Annotated in this window: 12 protein-coding genes; 2 read left to right on the plus strand and 10 right to left on the minus strand. The window is 30.2% G+C overall.

Annotation, left to right across the window (positions count from 1 at the left end; translation table 11 throughout):
* Positions 1-13: 13 nt before the first annotated feature.
* Positions 14-169 carry a hypothetical protein gene (locus ACYQ3D_RS03300; RefSeq protein ID WP_459836195.1) on the minus strand — a complete coding sequence of 52 codons (156 nt, stop codon included), beginning with the start codon at positions 167-169 and terminating at the stop codon, positions 14-16.
* 123 nt (positions 170-292) lie between these two features.
* Here ACYQ3D_RS03300 and ACYQ3D_RS03305 point away from each other — a divergent pair, with 123 nt between their 5' ends.
* A complete protein-coding gene (locus tag ACYQ3D_RS03305; protein WP_459836197.1) occupies positions 293-3,160 on the plus strand; it encodes a cation-translocating P-type ATPase in 2,868 nt (955 codons plus the stop codon).
* A 135-nt stretch (positions 3,161-3,295) separates the two neighbouring features.
* Here ACYQ3D_RS03305 and ACYQ3D_RS03310 read toward each other — a convergent pair whose 3' ends face one another.
* The 9 genes from ACYQ3D_RS03310 to ACYQ3D_RS03350 all read right to left on the minus strand — a co-directional run bounded on the left by ACYQ3D_RS03310 (position 3,296) and on the right by ACYQ3D_RS03350 (position 16,307).
* Positions 3,296-6,409 (minus strand): type I restriction endonuclease subunit R, encoded by a 3,114-nt coding sequence (locus ACYQ3D_RS03310; protein WP_459836199.1) that lies wholly within the window; start codon positions 6,407-6,409, stop codon positions 3,296-3,298.
* Between the two features lie 19 nt (positions 6,410-6,428).
* On the minus strand, positions 6,429-8,141 hold the full coding sequence (locus ACYQ3D_RS03315) for a UvrD-helicase domain-containing protein (RefSeq protein WP_459836202.1): 1,713 nt from the start codon (positions 8,139-8,141) through the stop codon (positions 6,429-6,431).
* Entirely contained in the window at positions 8,138-9,889 is a 1,752-nt protein-coding gene (locus ACYQ3D_RS03320) for an ATP-dependent nuclease (protein ID WP_459836204.1), read from the minus strand. Before ACYQ3D_RS03320 ends, ACYQ3D_RS03315 begins: the two co-directional genes overlap by 4 nt.
* A gap of 719 nt (positions 9,890-10,608) precedes the next feature.
* On the minus strand, positions 10,609-10,809 hold the full coding sequence (locus ACYQ3D_RS03325) for a YjzC family protein (RefSeq protein WP_459836206.1): 201 nt from the start codon (positions 10,807-10,809) through the stop codon (positions 10,609-10,611).
* Between the two features lie 19 nt (positions 10,810-10,828).
* Positions 10,829-11,143 (minus strand): hypothetical protein, encoded by a 315-nt coding sequence (locus ACYQ3D_RS03330; RefSeq protein ID WP_459836208.1) that lies wholly within the window; start codon positions 11,141-11,143, stop codon positions 10,829-10,831.
* Between the two features lie 227 nt (positions 11,144-11,370).
* Positions 11,371-11,832: a PIN domain-containing protein gene (locus tag ACYQ3D_RS03335; RefSeq protein ID WP_459836210.1), complete on the minus strand. Its 462-nt coding sequence runs from the start codon at positions 11,830-11,832 to the stop codon at positions 11,371-11,373.
* A gap of 70 nt (positions 11,833-11,902) precedes the next feature.
* Positions 11,903-13,045 (minus strand): helix-turn-helix domain-containing protein, encoded by a 1,143-nt coding sequence (locus ACYQ3D_RS03340; protein WP_459836212.1) that lies wholly within the window; start codon positions 13,043-13,045, stop codon positions 11,903-11,905.
* A gap of 337 nt (positions 13,046-13,382) precedes the next feature.
* Entirely contained in the window at positions 13,383-14,660 is a 1,278-nt protein-coding gene (locus tag ACYQ3D_RS03345) for a restriction endonuclease subunit S (RefSeq protein ID WP_459836216.1), read from the minus strand.
* Between the two features lie 18 nt (positions 14,661-14,678).
* Positions 14,679-16,307: a type I restriction-modification system subunit M gene (locus ACYQ3D_RS03350; RefSeq protein ID WP_459836217.1), complete on the minus strand. Its 1,629-nt coding sequence runs from the start codon at positions 16,305-16,307 to the stop codon at positions 14,679-14,681.
* Positions 16,308-16,553: 246 nt separating this feature from the next.
* Between ACYQ3D_RS03350 and ACYQ3D_RS03355 the strand changes: the two genes are divergently transcribed.
* Positions 16,554-16,961: a hypothetical protein gene (locus ACYQ3D_RS03355; RefSeq protein WP_459836218.1), complete on the plus strand. Its 408-nt coding sequence runs from the start codon at positions 16,554-16,556 to the stop codon at positions 16,959-16,961.
* Positions 16,962-17,015: the final 54 nt, after the last annotated feature.

A 17,015-nucleotide genomic window follows, 5' to 3' on the forward strand; every position in this document is an offset into this window, starting at 1 on the left:
TTCTATTACCATTTTAAGCTTTAATTTTCTCTTCTTTGGCATTATAACCAGTAATAATCTGCTCTATACCTGCTAATAACTGCTCTTTTTGAGTTTCTATCCGATTTAAATAATTCATTACTATATTATCTAAAAATTTATTGATGAATAATATAATTCCTACAACCAATAAAAAAGACCATACAAAGTAAAGAAGTATAAATAATAAAAAATATGAAAAAATAAAATTAGTCAAATGTTAAAATAATTAATATCACTAATTATTACAAAAACTTTTTAAGATTCGCAGGAGGTGCAAAAAATTAATTTTTATCAACAACAGATTAAAGATGTATTTAAAGAACTTGGCACTAGTCAGGAAGGACTTTCAGAAAAGGAAGCCACCAAAAAATTAAAAAAACACGGTGAAAATAAATTAAAAGTTTCTCAAGGAGCACCAAAGTGGCTCTTATTTATATTACAGTTTAAAGATGTATTAACTATAATGTTACTAGTAGCTGCTGGAATGTCCTTACTAATTCAGAATTATCGTGATGCTATTGTAATGTTAGCAATAGTTGTTATTAATGTAGTAATTGGATTTTTGCAAGAATTTAAAGCTGAAAAAATAATGTCTTCTTTAAAGAAATTAATCCAATCTCCTGCTAAAGTTTCTAGAGATGGAAAGATCAAAGAACTGGAACAACAGAAATTAGTCCCTGGTGACATAATTAATCTTGAGCAAGGAGACAAAGTCCCTGCAGATATAAGAATAATAGAATCTAATAATCTTAGAACAAATGAGGTAGCATTAACAGGTGAATCAATGCCCCAAGAAAAACAAAGTGATCCAATTAGCGAAGAAAGCGCTCTTGGAGACCGAAGCAATATGGCTTATATGGGGACTACTGTTGCTTCTGGATCAGCTAAAGGCGTAGTGGTGGCTACAGGTCCAGATACTGAAATGGGTAAGATTGCTTCTTTAACCCAAGAAGAAGAAAAATCCGAATCACCTTTACAGGAAGAATTAAGAATAATTGCTAATCAACTAGCTATTGGTGCTATTATAATAGGCATCTTACTATTTGGGGTCAGTATTTATCGGGGACTTGATCTATATTATGCCTTGGTTTATGGTCTAGGTGTAACTATTGCTGTTGTCCCCCAAGCATTACCAATGCAGGTTACCGTCTCACTCTCCCAAGGAGTAGCTAAAATGTCTGAAGAAAATGCCATAGTAAAAAAACTTTCTTCAGTTGAAACTCTTGGGTCCACAAATGTAATAGCTACAGATAAGACAGGCACTCTTACTAAAAATGAAATGACCGTTCAGACTGTCTGGTTTGATGAGCAAGAATATAAAGTTACTGGACTTGGTTATGAACCAGAAGGAGATATACTACATCAAGATGACACACCTGTTGCTGAAGAAGAAAAAGATGAATTAGAAATCATGCTTGACTCTGCAACTATGTCTTCAAATGCTGAAATTCATCCTCCTGATGATGATCATGAAAGCTGGTACCCTATCGGAGACCCTACTGAAGCAGCTTTAATAACTTTATCTACTAAACTAGGCCTTAGATCTCCTAAAGAGGATGAAGAAAATCCTGAAATTCATGAATTCAGCTTTGATTCAGAACGGAAGAGAATGAGTTCTATAAGAGAATATGAAGATAGTAAGGTTTTAACTATGAAAGGAGCTTTAAATAGTGTCCTTTCAATCTCAAAATACATTTATAAAAATGGTGAACAGGTAGAAATTACTGAGCAAGATAAAAAGAGGTTACAAGAAATAAATGAAAAGTATTCAAATCAAGCTTTGCGAGTTCTAGCTGTTGCCCGCCGTGAACTTGATCCTGATGAAACTGATTATGAGCTAGATAAAATCGAACGAGATGTTGTCTTTTTAGGATTAGTAGCTATGATTGATCCACCTAAAGAAGGGGTCAAAGAAGCCATTGCTGATGCCCACAAGGCTCATATCGACACCTATATAATGACAGGTGACCATGCCATAACAGCTAGTGCAATTGCAGAAGAAATTAATCTAGGTGGTGATAAAAAACCACCAGTAATCAGCAACCAAGAGTTAGAAGAGCTGTCTGATGAAGAATTAAAACAAAAAATGGAAGAAAACAGATCATTAGTCTTCTCTCGTGTTTCTCCCGAAAATAAACTGAGAATTGTACAAAATCTAAAAGAAAAAGATAAGATTGTAGCAGTTACAGGAGATGGTGTCAATGATGCACCAGCACTAAAAAGTGCTCATATTGGTGTTGCTATGGGAGAGATGGGAACTGATGTATCAAAAGAAACAGCAGAAATGATCCTACTAGATGATAGCTATCCAACATTAGTTGACGCTATTAAAGAAGGACGGACTATTTATAATAATCTGAAGAAGACAGTGCTTGGTACCTTAACAAGTAATATAGCCGAATTATTAATTGTACTATCAGGTTTAGTGGGAGCATTTTTCTTTGAGTGGCCGATACCAATATTGGCTATTCAAATCCTTGCTATTGACTTATTGGCAGAAATTCTACCTTTGACAGCATTAACCTTTGATCCTGGTTCTGAAGAATTAATGACTAATCCTCCCCGTGATCGGGATGAGCATATTATTAATCAAAGTTCTACTATTGAAGTCAGCTTTTTAGGAATTATGATGGGCGGATTAGCTTTTTTAAATTATGGATTGTTTGTCAACAATATTGGAGGTGGCTTCACAGCAAATCACGCCTTATATCCTCGAGCTATTACTATAACCTATTTAACTATCGTTATTTGTCAACTTTTAAATATACTTTCCCGACGTTATAAATTTACCAGCCTCTTTAATGAAAACTTCTTTAGTAATAAGAAGATGCTTTATTCAATCATTATTTCTCTGGGGTTAGTATTATCTGTTGTTTACGTGCCAGGTCTTAACTCTTATCTTGATTTTGCACCACTACCAGCAATAGACTGGTTAAGAATATTATCAGCAGGTGGAATTTTCTTACTATCTTTTGAGATGGTTAAATGGTATAAACGAAAAAATACTTTTAGCAACCAACGCGCAACTAATAGGAAAGAAGCAAAAAATTTAAAACCACAATTTGACCTAGAAACAAGCGAAGAATTAGCTCCCAAGAAGAACGATGAAAAAGAAGAAACACCTAAAGATGAATCTTGATTTCCAAATCAAATACCTCCTTCAATCTAATTTTAATGCAAGATTGGAGGGGGAATCCGATAAACTTCTGATGGAACCAACTTCCCCGCCCGGTAATAAATTTTCAACTTTTAAGCTATTAGTACTTAACTAATTCTACATTTTCCCCTCATTACTACACATTAACTCCGCCTGATCCATTACAGTCTCAATAGCTTGCTTTTGTTTATCAGGTGGATAATCATATTTTCTAAGTAATCTTTTCACATTAACTCTCATCTTAGCCTGAACACTCTCTCTACAATTCCAATCAATCGTTACATTATTTTTTATCATTTGAGTAAGCTCAACTGCTATCTTCTTTAACGTTTCATCCTCCATAACCTCTACAGCTGCATTATTCTCTCCTAAAGCATCATAAAAGGCTATTTCATCTTCACTTAATCCAATATCTTCATCTTGCTCTTGAGCTTCATTCATCACTTTAGCTAACTCAATTAACTCCTCAATAACCTCTCTCGTCTCTATTGCCCGGTTTCGATACTTATTAATCGTCTCATTTAACATCTCAGAAAACTTTCTGGATTTAACTAAATTCTTCTTAGCTAAAGACTTCACTTTAGTTTTCAATATCTTCTCCAAAGTCCTAGCAGCTAAATTTTTATGTTGTAACTCTTTTACTTCTTCCAAAAACTGATCAGATAAAATAGACATATCAGGGTCAATACTTGTCCCTTCAAAAATATCAACAACTCCATCAGCAGCTATCGCCTTAGAAACCATCTGATTAATAGCACCATCTATCTGTTGTGGACTTTTATTATTATCTTCAGAAAAATGTTTCCGTAATGCTGATTTAACAGCCTTAAAAAAGGCTATATCCTCATTAATTTCTTTTGCTTCTTCTCTAGTAGCACACAAAGCATAAACTTTAGATAATCTATTTACATGTTTAATAAATCTCTTTTCTCCACTTTCATGAGCTTCATCTTCTCTAATTGATAAAATATATTCCATACACTCAGTAATAATCCTCATTTTATCCTGAGGTTTAGCCTCAAAGAATCGTTTATAATCAAAATCATGTAAAATATCACATACAATTTCATACTCTTTTAACAACTCTGCTACTGCTTCTTCAGTATCAATTGCAGTATTTTTCCTATCTGTTTCAGTATAATGATTTAACGCCTCCTTTAAAGCATCAGCAATCCCAATATAATCAACTATTAGTCCACCCGGTTTATCTTTATAAACTCTATTAACTCTAGCAATTGCCTGCATTAAATTATGTCCTTTAAGGGGCTTATCAATATACATCGTATGCAAACAAGGTACATCAAAACCAGTTAGCCACATGTCACACACAATCACTAACTTCAAATCATCTTCTGGGTTTTTCATTCTCTTCTCAATAGTCTTTCTTTCTGATTTTCTCCTAATATGTTGTTGCCATTCTTGGGGGTCATCAGCACTCCCTGACATTACCACCTTAATCGCACCTTCATCATCTGCTTCACTATGCCACTCTGGTCTTAAATTAGTAATTTCATCATATAACTTTACAGCTACTTCTCGAGAAATAGTAACAATCATTCCTTTACCTAAAATGGCCTCTTGTCGTTCTTCAAAATGGTTAACAGTCTCTTCAGCTACAGTCTTAATTCTTTCATCAGCACCTATAACTGTTTCTAAACTAGCATTTTGAGTTTTATATTTTTCTCTTTCTTCCGCTACGACTCCAGCTGTAAGGTCTTCAATCTCATTATCTAATCTTTCCTTTTCATCTTCAGGTAAATTAACTTGTACAATCTTACTTTCATAATAAATCTTAACCGTCATTTCATCTTTCACTGCTTGTGTCATATCATAAACATCAATATATCCACCAAATACAGCAGGTGTATTCTTATCCTGTTTCTCAATTGGTGTTCCCGTAAAACCAATATAGGAAGCATTAGGCAAAGCATCTCGCATATATTTAGCATAACCATACTTAGTTTCAGCCTTACCATCATTTTGTCTGATCTCAGCTTCAAAACCATACTGACTACGATGAGCCTCATCTGCTATTACAATTACATTTCTTCTATCTGTTAGTACTGGATTTTCCTGATTCTCTTCAAATTTCTGAATCGTAGTAAAGATAATTCCTCCAGATTCTACAGATAACAATTTCTTAAGATGTTCTCTATTTTTAGCCTGTTTAGGTTCTTGTCTTAATAACTCCTGAGAATCACTAAAAGTATCAAATAATTGATCATCTAAATCATTCCTATCAGTAATTACTATAATAGTAGGATTATCCAATCTTAAAACTAATTTTCCTGAATAAAAGACCATTGATAGACTCTTACCTGACCCTTGGGTATGCCAAATAATCCCTATTCTTCGATCTCCCTCTTCACTAATAGCTCGTTCAGTATTAGCCACTGCTTTTTTAACAGCATGATACTGATGATAAGCTGCAAAAATCTTGGTAATATCAACTCCATCATCCTGAAATAAAACAAAATAATGAACTAACTCCAAAAAACGTTCTTTATCAAAAATCCCCTTAATTAATACTTCCAATTCAGGAATACTTTTAGGTGCTAGATCTTCTCCATCTATACTTCTCCAAGGCATAAATCTTTCTCTATCAGCCGTAATAGTTCCTACCCGAGCATTAGTCCCATCACTAATAATCATCATTTCATTGTAATCAAAAATAGAAGAAATCTCATTTTTATAGGTCTGTAACTGATTATAAGCCTTATCAATAGTAGCTTTTTCTTCTGAGGTACTTTTTAATTCAAAGATGGCTAATGGAAGTCCGTTAACAAAAACAACTACATCTGGTCGTCGATTATTATTTCCTTCTATTACAGTAAACTGATTAACAGCTATCCAATCATTATTTCTTAGATTATCTTCATCAAATAACCAAACTTTATCCCCCTTAGTACTTCCATCTTCTCTTTGGTATTCTATATCTACTCCATCAGTAATCATCTGGTGAAAGTCACGATTATTTTCAATCATATCAGCATTTTCAGGAATAGTTATTTTTCTAATTGCATCTTCAATTGCTTTAGTAGGTACATCTCGATTGATTCTATATAAAGCATCTCTTAATCTATCTTCTAATACAACTTGTTGATAATCTTTTCTTTCACTTCGCTCTTCATCTGGGGCTATATCAGGGCCAAACAATACAGTATAGCCTAATCCTCTAAACCAATCCAATGTGGCCTCTTCTAATTCCTCTTCCGAGAACAAATAATTCACCTCGCAGTTTTTATATTATTTAAGTAATACCTTCTAAAAATCTTGATTTATTATCCCCATGTATAATTCTTAAAAACTTCTTTGGTCGACTTACTCCCACATAGAACAATCTTTTTCCATTTTTAATATCTTTCTCAGCTACACAACTATCACCAAATCCCCCATAAGGTACTCTACCTTCATCAATTCTATTTAAAATAACAGCATCGAATTCAAGTCCTTTAGCTGAATGAAGGGTTTGATTAACTATACCATTAATTCCTGCTAGTATATTTAGATATTTTACTAATGGCCAACCCTGAGCATTTTCATTTTTTATCCCATTTATAATCTTATCTATAGTATAATGATTAATTTCAAAATAACTATCCAAAATAGATTTTATATCTTTCAATCCATCTATAATACTAATTTTTTTATTATTTATATTAAGAAAATCTGATAGCAAATTGTTTACTAAAACTCTAAATTCTTTTTCTTTTTGTAGTTGAATATTATTTTTTAGCAAATGTTCTTCTATATTTCTTTTAATAGCTCTAATATTATTGACTGATTTTTTTCTCTCAAATTTAGCTACAGATCTTATTAAGAAAAAAGTAGAGCTTTTGATATTTTTATGAGGTAAAGCTCCTAATCCTACTAAATTATATTTATCTCTAAGCTGTCTGTTTATTTTAGAACAATCATTCCACCACGGAGATAAAATAGCAATTCCATCTTCTGTTACTCCTGATTTTTTTAATTCATCAATACAATTTGATATTAACTTTATATTATTCTTGCAATTATTATAATGACAATAAGAACAGGATTCGGACTTATTTTTTGAACTACAATTAAATAATTTAACTTCATAATCCAAATCTTTAAATTTTGATTCATTTTCAACTTCAGGATGGTTCTCAAATATTGAAGAATAAGTATTAATTATATTCCAAGTTGAACGATAAGTCTTAATTAACGAAATTATAGAAGTATTAAAATTTTCTTTAGCTTTATTAAAAACTTTATCCATTGTTCCTGCAAAACCCATAATAGATTGTTTAGGGTCTCCAACCATAAAAAAACTACATTTATTTTTCGAATTAATCATTTTAAAAATTTTATACTGAAATTTACTTGTATCTTGAAATTCATCTATTAAAATTTCATAAAATTTATTTGCTAATGAAGTACATACAAAATCATTTTCTTTAACTATTTTATATGATCTATAAAGTATTTCATTAAAGTCTATTAATTGATAATGATCTAAGTATTTAAAATAATAACTTGCTATTTTTTTTAAGGAATATTCATTCCTCCAATCTACAGAAGTATTTATTTTCCCCTGGAAATTTCGTTTTATCTTATTCAGATCTCTAATTTGTAAATCTATTTCTTTATGTTTCTTTAAAATATTTATAAAATTATTTTTTTGCTCATAACTTATAATTTCAGGTTGTTTCCAATCATATAACCAACTAAATGGTCGTAATATATACTCTAAACAAAACTTATGAATTGTTCCCACAAAAAAATCTTTCTTACTATCTAATCGTGAACTTATTTCATCTGCTGCAGCATTAGTATACGTAATAAGGGCCAAAGTTTTCCCCTTAGGCATTTCTTCAAGCTTATACTTAGCTCGTCCTAATAAAGTTCTTGTTTTTCCAGAACCAGGTGAAGCAGAGACTAAAACATTTCCAGACTCTTCAACAGCATCTTTTTGTTTTTTATTTAAATCTTTCATTCTAATTCAATACCTTTTTTCCTAGCTATAAATCTTATTGCATCTTCAATATAACTAGGGATTTCAAATTCTTTATCAATTTCTAAAGTTAGCTGTTGAGCAAATCTACCTTTCTTTATTGTCTTATCTATTTTTGTAATCAGTTTTTCACTCCATTTATCACTTTCATATTTAATTAAATCATTATACGATTGGTTATGACCAAGTTTAATAAAACAATTTCTTAAATAGTCTTCATTAGTTTCGTATGGAAACAAATCAATTTCTAAAGTATATTCTCCATTAAAAACTTCAACTCTATCCTCAATTTCTAAAGCTAGAGCATTTTTTACAGCAGTTGTATATTTTTGTTCTTCATCTTCTATTTCTTTTTTATCTCCATCAATAATTACTGCAACTGGTATTTCTAGGTGCTTATCTTGAAAAAATTTCATAAAATTAGAAAAATGTCTCCCATATATCGGAATTATAGAAATATTATATTCAGCAAGATCAATTCCAAACTTTTTTTCACATATAGCAGGTATTATAAACTGCTCTGCTACTCCCTCAACTAAAATAACCGCTGAAGAGAAAAATAATTCACTTCTAGTAGCATCTAGATATCTTTTTAATAAATTTTCTTCCCTATAAGTAAAATCTGCAGTTAAAAAAGGAGAAAAAGAATCTACCTTTTTATTTTCATCTTCATATAGTAAAGATAAATTCTTAAACTTACAATCACTAGCAATATGAGTAGAATGAGATGTCATCAAAACTTGTGTTGAAGAAAGATCTTGTAAATTAGAAAAAAGAATTTTTTGCAGTTGAGGATGTAAATGTGCCTCTGGTTCTTCAATTAAAACTATATTTATTTCATCTAATTCTTTTTCATTTTCAAGTTCGGCAATAAACAATGTTAAATATAATAGATTTTTTTCTCCTAAACCTAATGTTTTAATAGGCACTTCTTTATTTTTTACTGGTTTATAAAGAAGCTCTAATTCATTCCAAATATCTTCATCAAAATCAGAAGAAAATCCAAGTGAAATAGACGGAGAAAAATAATCCCCTGCAATATTTAAATTATTAGTATTTATATCTCGTTCCATTTTTGGTATAAAAGATAAATCATTAAGCTGCTCAGTTGAATTTTTCAAAATACTACTTACTTTTTCTAATTCATCATCACTATTTTCTCTGGATTGACAGTAGTTACTTAATAAAGATTGATTTTTACCTCTTAAATCACTATATATATTCCTAAAATCATTAAGATAAAAAACATTTATTCCATCTAAATTTCTTAAATAAATCTTTTTTTGTGAATTGACTATCTCTTCAAATTTTAAACTATTACCTCCACCATAAAGTTGCCAGTTAAAATCTTCTATTTTGCATTCTTCCATCTCATCTAATGTACCATCAAACTTATTCTTATGAGCATAAACATAAGTTACCCTCATTGTATCATTTGAAATTTTTAAGCAATGAAAAAGAGGATGTGAATCTAAATTAACTCCACTTAACTCCACACTAATCATAATATGATTATCTAAACAAGGTTTTTCATATCCATTAAAATCTTTAATCTTTAAGTTTCTAACTTTATAAGATAATTGCCTGTCCAAAACTAATCTTATAGCAAATAATAAATTAGTTTTCCCTATATTATTTTCTCCTATTATAGTTTGATAACCATCACAAAAATTTATAGTCATATCTTCAAAATTTCTGAAATTCTTAATTGAAACTGATTTAATATACAATGAATTTTTACCTCCTTTAGATTTCTTATTTTTTTAAGTTTAAATTAAACTCTGATTTATTGCTGATTTTCCTCAAATCACAAAAGTAATCAGTCCAAATCTCATCTAACTTATCCATTCCCCATATAAATCTACTTTCCCTATTAATATGAAAGGAATTTATTATAGCTTGTAATCGCGCTTTATCATAAAAAACTAAACATACATTAATAATTACTACTACTTATCAATATTTTTAACCTTTGAATACTTATTCAATAATTCATTCCAAAATTTTCAATCATCTACTGTTCTAAAAAGATCAGTTCTACCATCATAAAATCTAAGCTCAATAACTGTTCTTCTATTATGTACATTAGAAAATCCATTAAGAGCATAACCTAGGTGCTCAGATAAATTATTTTTAATTACTAATTCTTTATAACTTATAAATCTTTTATTTTCTAGATGTGTAAAAACTAAATTTCAAACTGATTTTCTAATATTATATCTGAATCTTCGACTTACTTTTTTCATAATATTATCAATAATTCTCTCAATTTTAACTTTATATATCCCTCCATATATTTTTAACATATTTCGATAAAATAAAAAAATAAGTATATTTAGTAATTATATTCCTAAATAGTTATTTCTATATTCTTCCCTTATTCCCTTTAAATTGACAAAATAAAAAGTACCGAAGAAACCCCGGCACTAAAAAACAATTAATTCAACTATTATGCATATGAAGTCATTCGCCAAATAGCACCTTTATCACAAGAATTTATAGGAGAAAAAACCTCCCCTCTTTTTAATCGAATCTTCTTTTCCTCAGCCGTTGGTCTAGGAGTAGTCGTACCATCAACATATCTTACCCATTCATAATAAGCATTAGCAGATGAAGTATTACCAGTATTATAAGTATCACCAATTGCCATAAATATCACTCCTTTTGTTTTAAGAATATTGTCCCCAATCTCTATCTACAAACCAATTAGGTTCCCAATGTACATAATTACCTGGTTTAAAGCTTTTTTCTAATATCTTCAAATCAACCAACTGTCCAGGTAATATAGATAAAACATGAGATCCTTCAGGACTATTTAGATCATGAAAATGAAATCTATTTCGCTTATCCTTATACTTTCGACTCGGGCCAAAATCAAATGGAACACATTTTCTAGTGATTCTTCCCTTTTCTTTACTATCAAACACTATCTCTACTAATTTCTTATTTTTAATTGCAGAGATAAAATCCTCACGTAAAGACATATTTACACCTCCTTTATCTTTCCTAATAATTACATTTCAATATGTAACTCTATTTTCCTTCATAATAAAACCAATAATCCATTTTATATCTAAAAAATAACATTTTTCTACAAATAACCAAGTGGATAATATCAACTATTATTCCTTCTTTTATTACAAGAAGATCAAATAGGCACACAATAAAAAAAGCAGCCGAGACCTTGTTAAGGCCCAACTGCTTTAAAATATCATTCAATCGAATAATGTCCAAAAACTATATCTTTCAATCTATTACTCAAATAACAAGTAGACTCCTCAGAAAATAAAAATTTAAGTCCTTGTTTCATTATTTCAAAAGATATCAAATTATTCTCATAAGCCGAACAAATAACACCTAAAGCTCCAGTAATCTCTATATCATACTTTTTACATATTTCTCTTACAGGCTTATCATTACTAATTGCCAGTATATCTGCTTCTCCTGCAATAGCTATTACATGTCTATCATACTCAGATAACTTTTTAGCCATTTTATCACCAGAATTTCCTAATTCCTTAAAAATACCAAATCCTAAATTAGTTTCAAAAACTCCCTCTTTATACTCTAAATCATCTAAACTATCATGAATATTCTCATCCTCCAAAATAGGTATTGGGATAATAACTTCACTAAATAATTGATTTAATATAAGCATATAATTTTCTTCCAAAGCCGCTGTTAACTCCATAAAATCAGTTAATATATTTTTATCAAGAACTACACTTTTACCATAAAAATTCTTAAGCCGATTCGTATCCAGTATTCTTCCACCTCTTAACTTTCTTTCTCATCTCTAAAACAGATAAATTTAAGGCTTCAGCGGCTTTATTAACAGTGATTTTCTCCTCAATAACTAATTTTCTAACTAAAGCAACTAACTTCTCATTCTTTTTAATATATTCTCTTGAATTAGGCTCTTTAGTCTCAAATCCCTTTTCCCTTAATCTCTTAAACAATGCTCCTAAAATCCTTCCATCAATTAAACCATTCTCCTTTAACGCCATAATTAAACACTTAGCACTTACTCCAAACTCCTGTTTTTTCTCAATAATTAAGTCCAAATCAACATAACCATCAAAATAATAACTATAACCCTCAAATACCTTCCCGGGTACTAAAAATGACATAGCAAAATGATCGGCTGCTTTCTCTCTAATATCCTTAATTTTTGAATTACTATATTTTAATTCATTAAATTCCTTACTATATTCCTCTCGATGTAAGATTAAATGACCTAATTCATGAGCAACCGAGAAAACCTTTCTCTCCTCTGGAATATCCTCTCGATCATTAATAAAAATAAAAGCTCCCTTATCTTTAGAATAAGCTGATAACGCATCTAAATTTTGATCATCAATCTCTTGAGCTACAATATTTATATTATTCTCTTCAAATAAAGTAAAAACATTAATATTAAGAGCATCATCTACTCCCATATACCTTCTCTGCTTTTCAGCAATTTTTTCAATTATTTTCTTCTCCTTATCAGATAACTTATCTCCTTTGAGCTCTAGATTATACTCTTCAGGAATATAATCCTTAATTTGAATATCACTCAATTCAATTATCTCATGATAAAGATTAAACCTTTTACTTATTTTCTCCCTTAACTCCTTATCAAAATTATTCTCAGGATCATCAGCTCTAAACATAAAACCAATATCAACCACTTCACTATCCTCAGTTAAAAAATAATCAATTGATTTATTAAAATGTTTTGCAATCTGATATAACTTACCACTATCTAATACCCTTTCTCCATTTAAATACCTAGCTATAGTCTGACGAGTAACACCAATAATATCTCCCATCTCTTCTTGGCTATAATTATACTTATCTTGCATCTTTCTTAAATTCTCGCCAATTACTTTAGCAATATTCATCTTATTACACCTCCTATAATAATATATAATTATCTCAACATAATGTTATTATTTATTTACTTTATTGTTATATTGTATTTTATATTGTAACCAATTATTAACATTATTATACCATACTTTCTTAAATATTAAAATCACTTCCTATAAAAAATACCGGACTTCCTAGCCCGGTACAACATAAACTCTATTTTATTATTTTTAATTTAAATTCTTTCTTTTAATTTTCAATTATCAATTGTCAATTCGTATTTCCCTACGAGTCTTAAAAAACCCTCCGTGATTAGTGATATCCTCTATCTTTAATTGATTTTTCTATTTATTATCTATTCTTTACTCTTTATTCATTAATTCTTATCTCCCCTGACATCAACTTAGGAAGTAAAGCGTCTCTCAATTCTTTTAAAGCTTGATTTTCTTCTTTATTTTCTATTATTTTAGTTCTTAAACTTTTAGTTATCTGTTCAAATTTTTTCAACACACCATTATCTTTAGGCAAAGCAATTTTTTTATTTAATATATATTTTTTATCAGCATGAGGAACTGCAGAACCTGTAGTATTATTCATAAACTCTTCCTCATAATATTTCAATAGAAGGTATATAAACTCTTTTGAAACTCTATCATCTATAAGTTTTATTTTAGCTAAAGTAGATGCTACTATTCCAGATAAACCGAAAAAAACTTTCCCAGACCTAGAACCATCCATTACCATCATTGTATCATTCTCATCAGCTAAAACTACATTTTCGGGTTTACCATATCTTTTCTTTTTACCAGTTAAAACTGATATAGTTAAATACTTTAAATATCCTTCTTTTTTCTCCTTAACTTTATCTTCTGGCGTTTTTCCTTTTACAAACTCAAACAAATCACCAAATTCAACTATATCCCATCCCTCAGGAATTTCACCTAATTCACTATCTGCAAAATTTGCATCTTCAAATTGATTAAATTTAATAAACCAACCTTTGAATATTGATTGTATCATTTCTTCTAAAGTTTCATTCATTTGATTATTTATTTCTATTTTTTGATCAATTGTTGATAATATATTTGCTATTTCTTTTTGTTCTTCTAAAGAAGGTAATAAAATTGGTAGTTTCCTTTGAGCTGTAATTCCTAAATATAGCCTTGTAGAACCACCAGCCCAATTTTTTAATAAACCTTGAAATTTATGAAAATCAAAATAATATTTAAGAAAATAATTATCTAATTTATTAGTATCCTTTATTCTATAATAGGTTACCTGAGGCGTTAACATTATATACTCTGTATCTATATTCTCTACTATTGCTGTTCTACCTATAGTACCCTTATGAGATAACAGTACATCCTCATTTTCTGAAAATCCTTTTCTCAAATTATCTGCTTGTTCCTTCTTAATAAATTTGCAACTATTAAAATCTATCTGCCCATCATCACTAATATCAGCAGCCATTATAAATGGAATCCCAGAATCAACATAATCATTACTTTTAGGATGTCTACCTCCATGATTACCATCTAAAGGTTTATATAAAACTTCTTCATCCATTAATTCCTTAACTGTTTTAATTTCCCAATCATAAGGTATATCACCTATTAAACTATCCTTACATTCAGTTTTACCTTCCATACTATCCCCCCCTTTCTCCTAAAATTCAAATCCAATTTCCTTTAAGTTTTCTCGAATCTCATCTTCTAACTTATTAGACTTCGCAAATTGTTCAGCTAATTCATCAGTTAATCTATCCATTTTATCTTCAAATGGCTCATCATCTTCATCTTTCTCAGGAATACCAACATATCGACCTGGCGTTAAGATATATTCATGTTCCTTGATTTCATCTAGTGTAGCCGATTTACAGAATCCTTTTACATCTTCATATTCAATTATTGCTTGTTCTTCCTCTTCTTTAACTTCTAAATGTTCTCCTCGTTTTATTTCTTCTTTATCTTTAGTTTCAACCATCAATTCTTCATTATCGACTCTCAATTGTTTCTCTGGTTGTTTCCACGCATGATAAGTATCGGCTATTTTCCGAATATCCTCTTCTGTTAATTCTCGATGAGCTCGTTCAACTAGTCTTCCTTGTTTTCGAGCATCTATAAATAATGTTTCTCCTCTTCTTTCTCTTTCATTAGGTTTTGCTTTATTTCTAGTTAAAAACCATAAACTAACTGGAATTCCAGTCGAGTAGAATAATTTATTAGGTAAAGCTACAATACAATCTACCAAGTCATGTTCTAATATACTTTCTCTAGTTTCTCTTTCATTCGATTGGTTAGTTGATAGTGAACCATTAGCTAGTACAAAACCTGCCGTTCCATTTGGAGCCAAGTGATGAATAAAGTGTTGAATCCAAGCATAATTAGCGTTACCATTATACGGGATTCCATATCTCCATCTTCTATCATCAGCCAGATGTTCTCCTCCCCAATCACTTACATTAAATGGAGGATTAGCTAAGATATAATCAGCTTTTAAATCCTTATGTGAATCATTATGGAAACTATCAGCAGGCTTACCACCTAGATTCCCTTCAATTCCTCGAATCGCCAAATTCATCTGACACAATCTCCAGGTAGTAGGATTAGATTCTTGACCATAGACAGACAAATCATCTAATTTCCCCTGATGTTCTTCAACAAACTTTTCACTCTGTACAAACATACCACCACTACCACAACAAGGGTCATACACCCTACCTTCATAGGGTTCAACCATCTCTACTAATAGATTAACTATAGAATGTGGAGTATAGAACTCCCCTCCACCTTTACCTTCTGCACTAGCAAATTTAGATAAAAAGTACTCATAAACCCGACCTAATACATCCTTTGATTTACTTTCTTTATCGCCTACTTTTATATTACTAACTAAATCTACTAATTCACCTAATACTCTTTTATCTAATGTGGATCGCGAATAATTCTTACTCAATACTCCCTTTAATCTACTATTCTCCTTCTCAATTGCTACCATTGCATCATCAATAATCTGCCCAATCTCTGGCTTTTTAGCATTAGCCTTAATATTCTTCCAACGAGCTTCTTTAGGCACCCAAAAGATATTCTCCATTAAATATTCATCTTTATCCTCTGGGTCAGCATATTCAATCTCTTCTAATTCCTGATACCGTTCCTCAAAAGAATCAGAAATATACTTTAAAAATATTAATCCTAATACAACATGCTTATATTTAGCAGGATCCATATTATTTCTTAACTTATCTGCTGCTTTCCATAAATCTTCTTCAAATCCAACTTTAGCTTTTGACATATATTTAATCCTCCTAATTAATATTTTTATTCTATGTTCTTTACCCTCTACTAATTAAGATTTAAATATAAAAGACTATTATCCTTCCTAGATTATAATAATTACTAAAAAGAAACCAACCTTTAAAAGAATTGATTCTTTTATGCTTTATAATAAAATCTCTTCTAGAGAGCCAATATTAATTCTTCATATCCTAAAAACAAAACTAATATAAATGATAATGAACAAAGGTGGGAGGTGATTACAGTGGACTGGGATATCTTGGACAGTCGTGAGTTATCAAGTGGATCTAATGGCTCAGGAGAAGAATGTTTTGTTTCAATTAGCCCTCGTAGAATCTATATTAGCAAAAAAGCAACTAACTTAATCGGAGTGGATAAAAGATGGGCAATGTTAGGACTTAACCAAGATGAAAACTTGCTAGGAATGAATTTATTATCAGAAAAAAAAGATGGTGCATTTTATCTTAAAGAAAGTAGCGGAAAAACAAAATCATTATGTATTAATAGTAAAAATCTAGCTAAAAAAGTAATTGGGTTTGACATAAAAAAGAGAAAAAGATATCCAATCCATAAAGCAACTAAAGAAGAAATTAAAAAGTATAAGATACCCGAAAAAAATATGTACATTATAGATTTAAACCAAGAATTATAAGTTAAAAACTATTTAATATAAGCTTAATTATACCCCTGAGTGTTATACTCAGGG

The sequence above is a fragment of the Halanaerobaculum tunisiense genome, assembly GCF_054657635.1.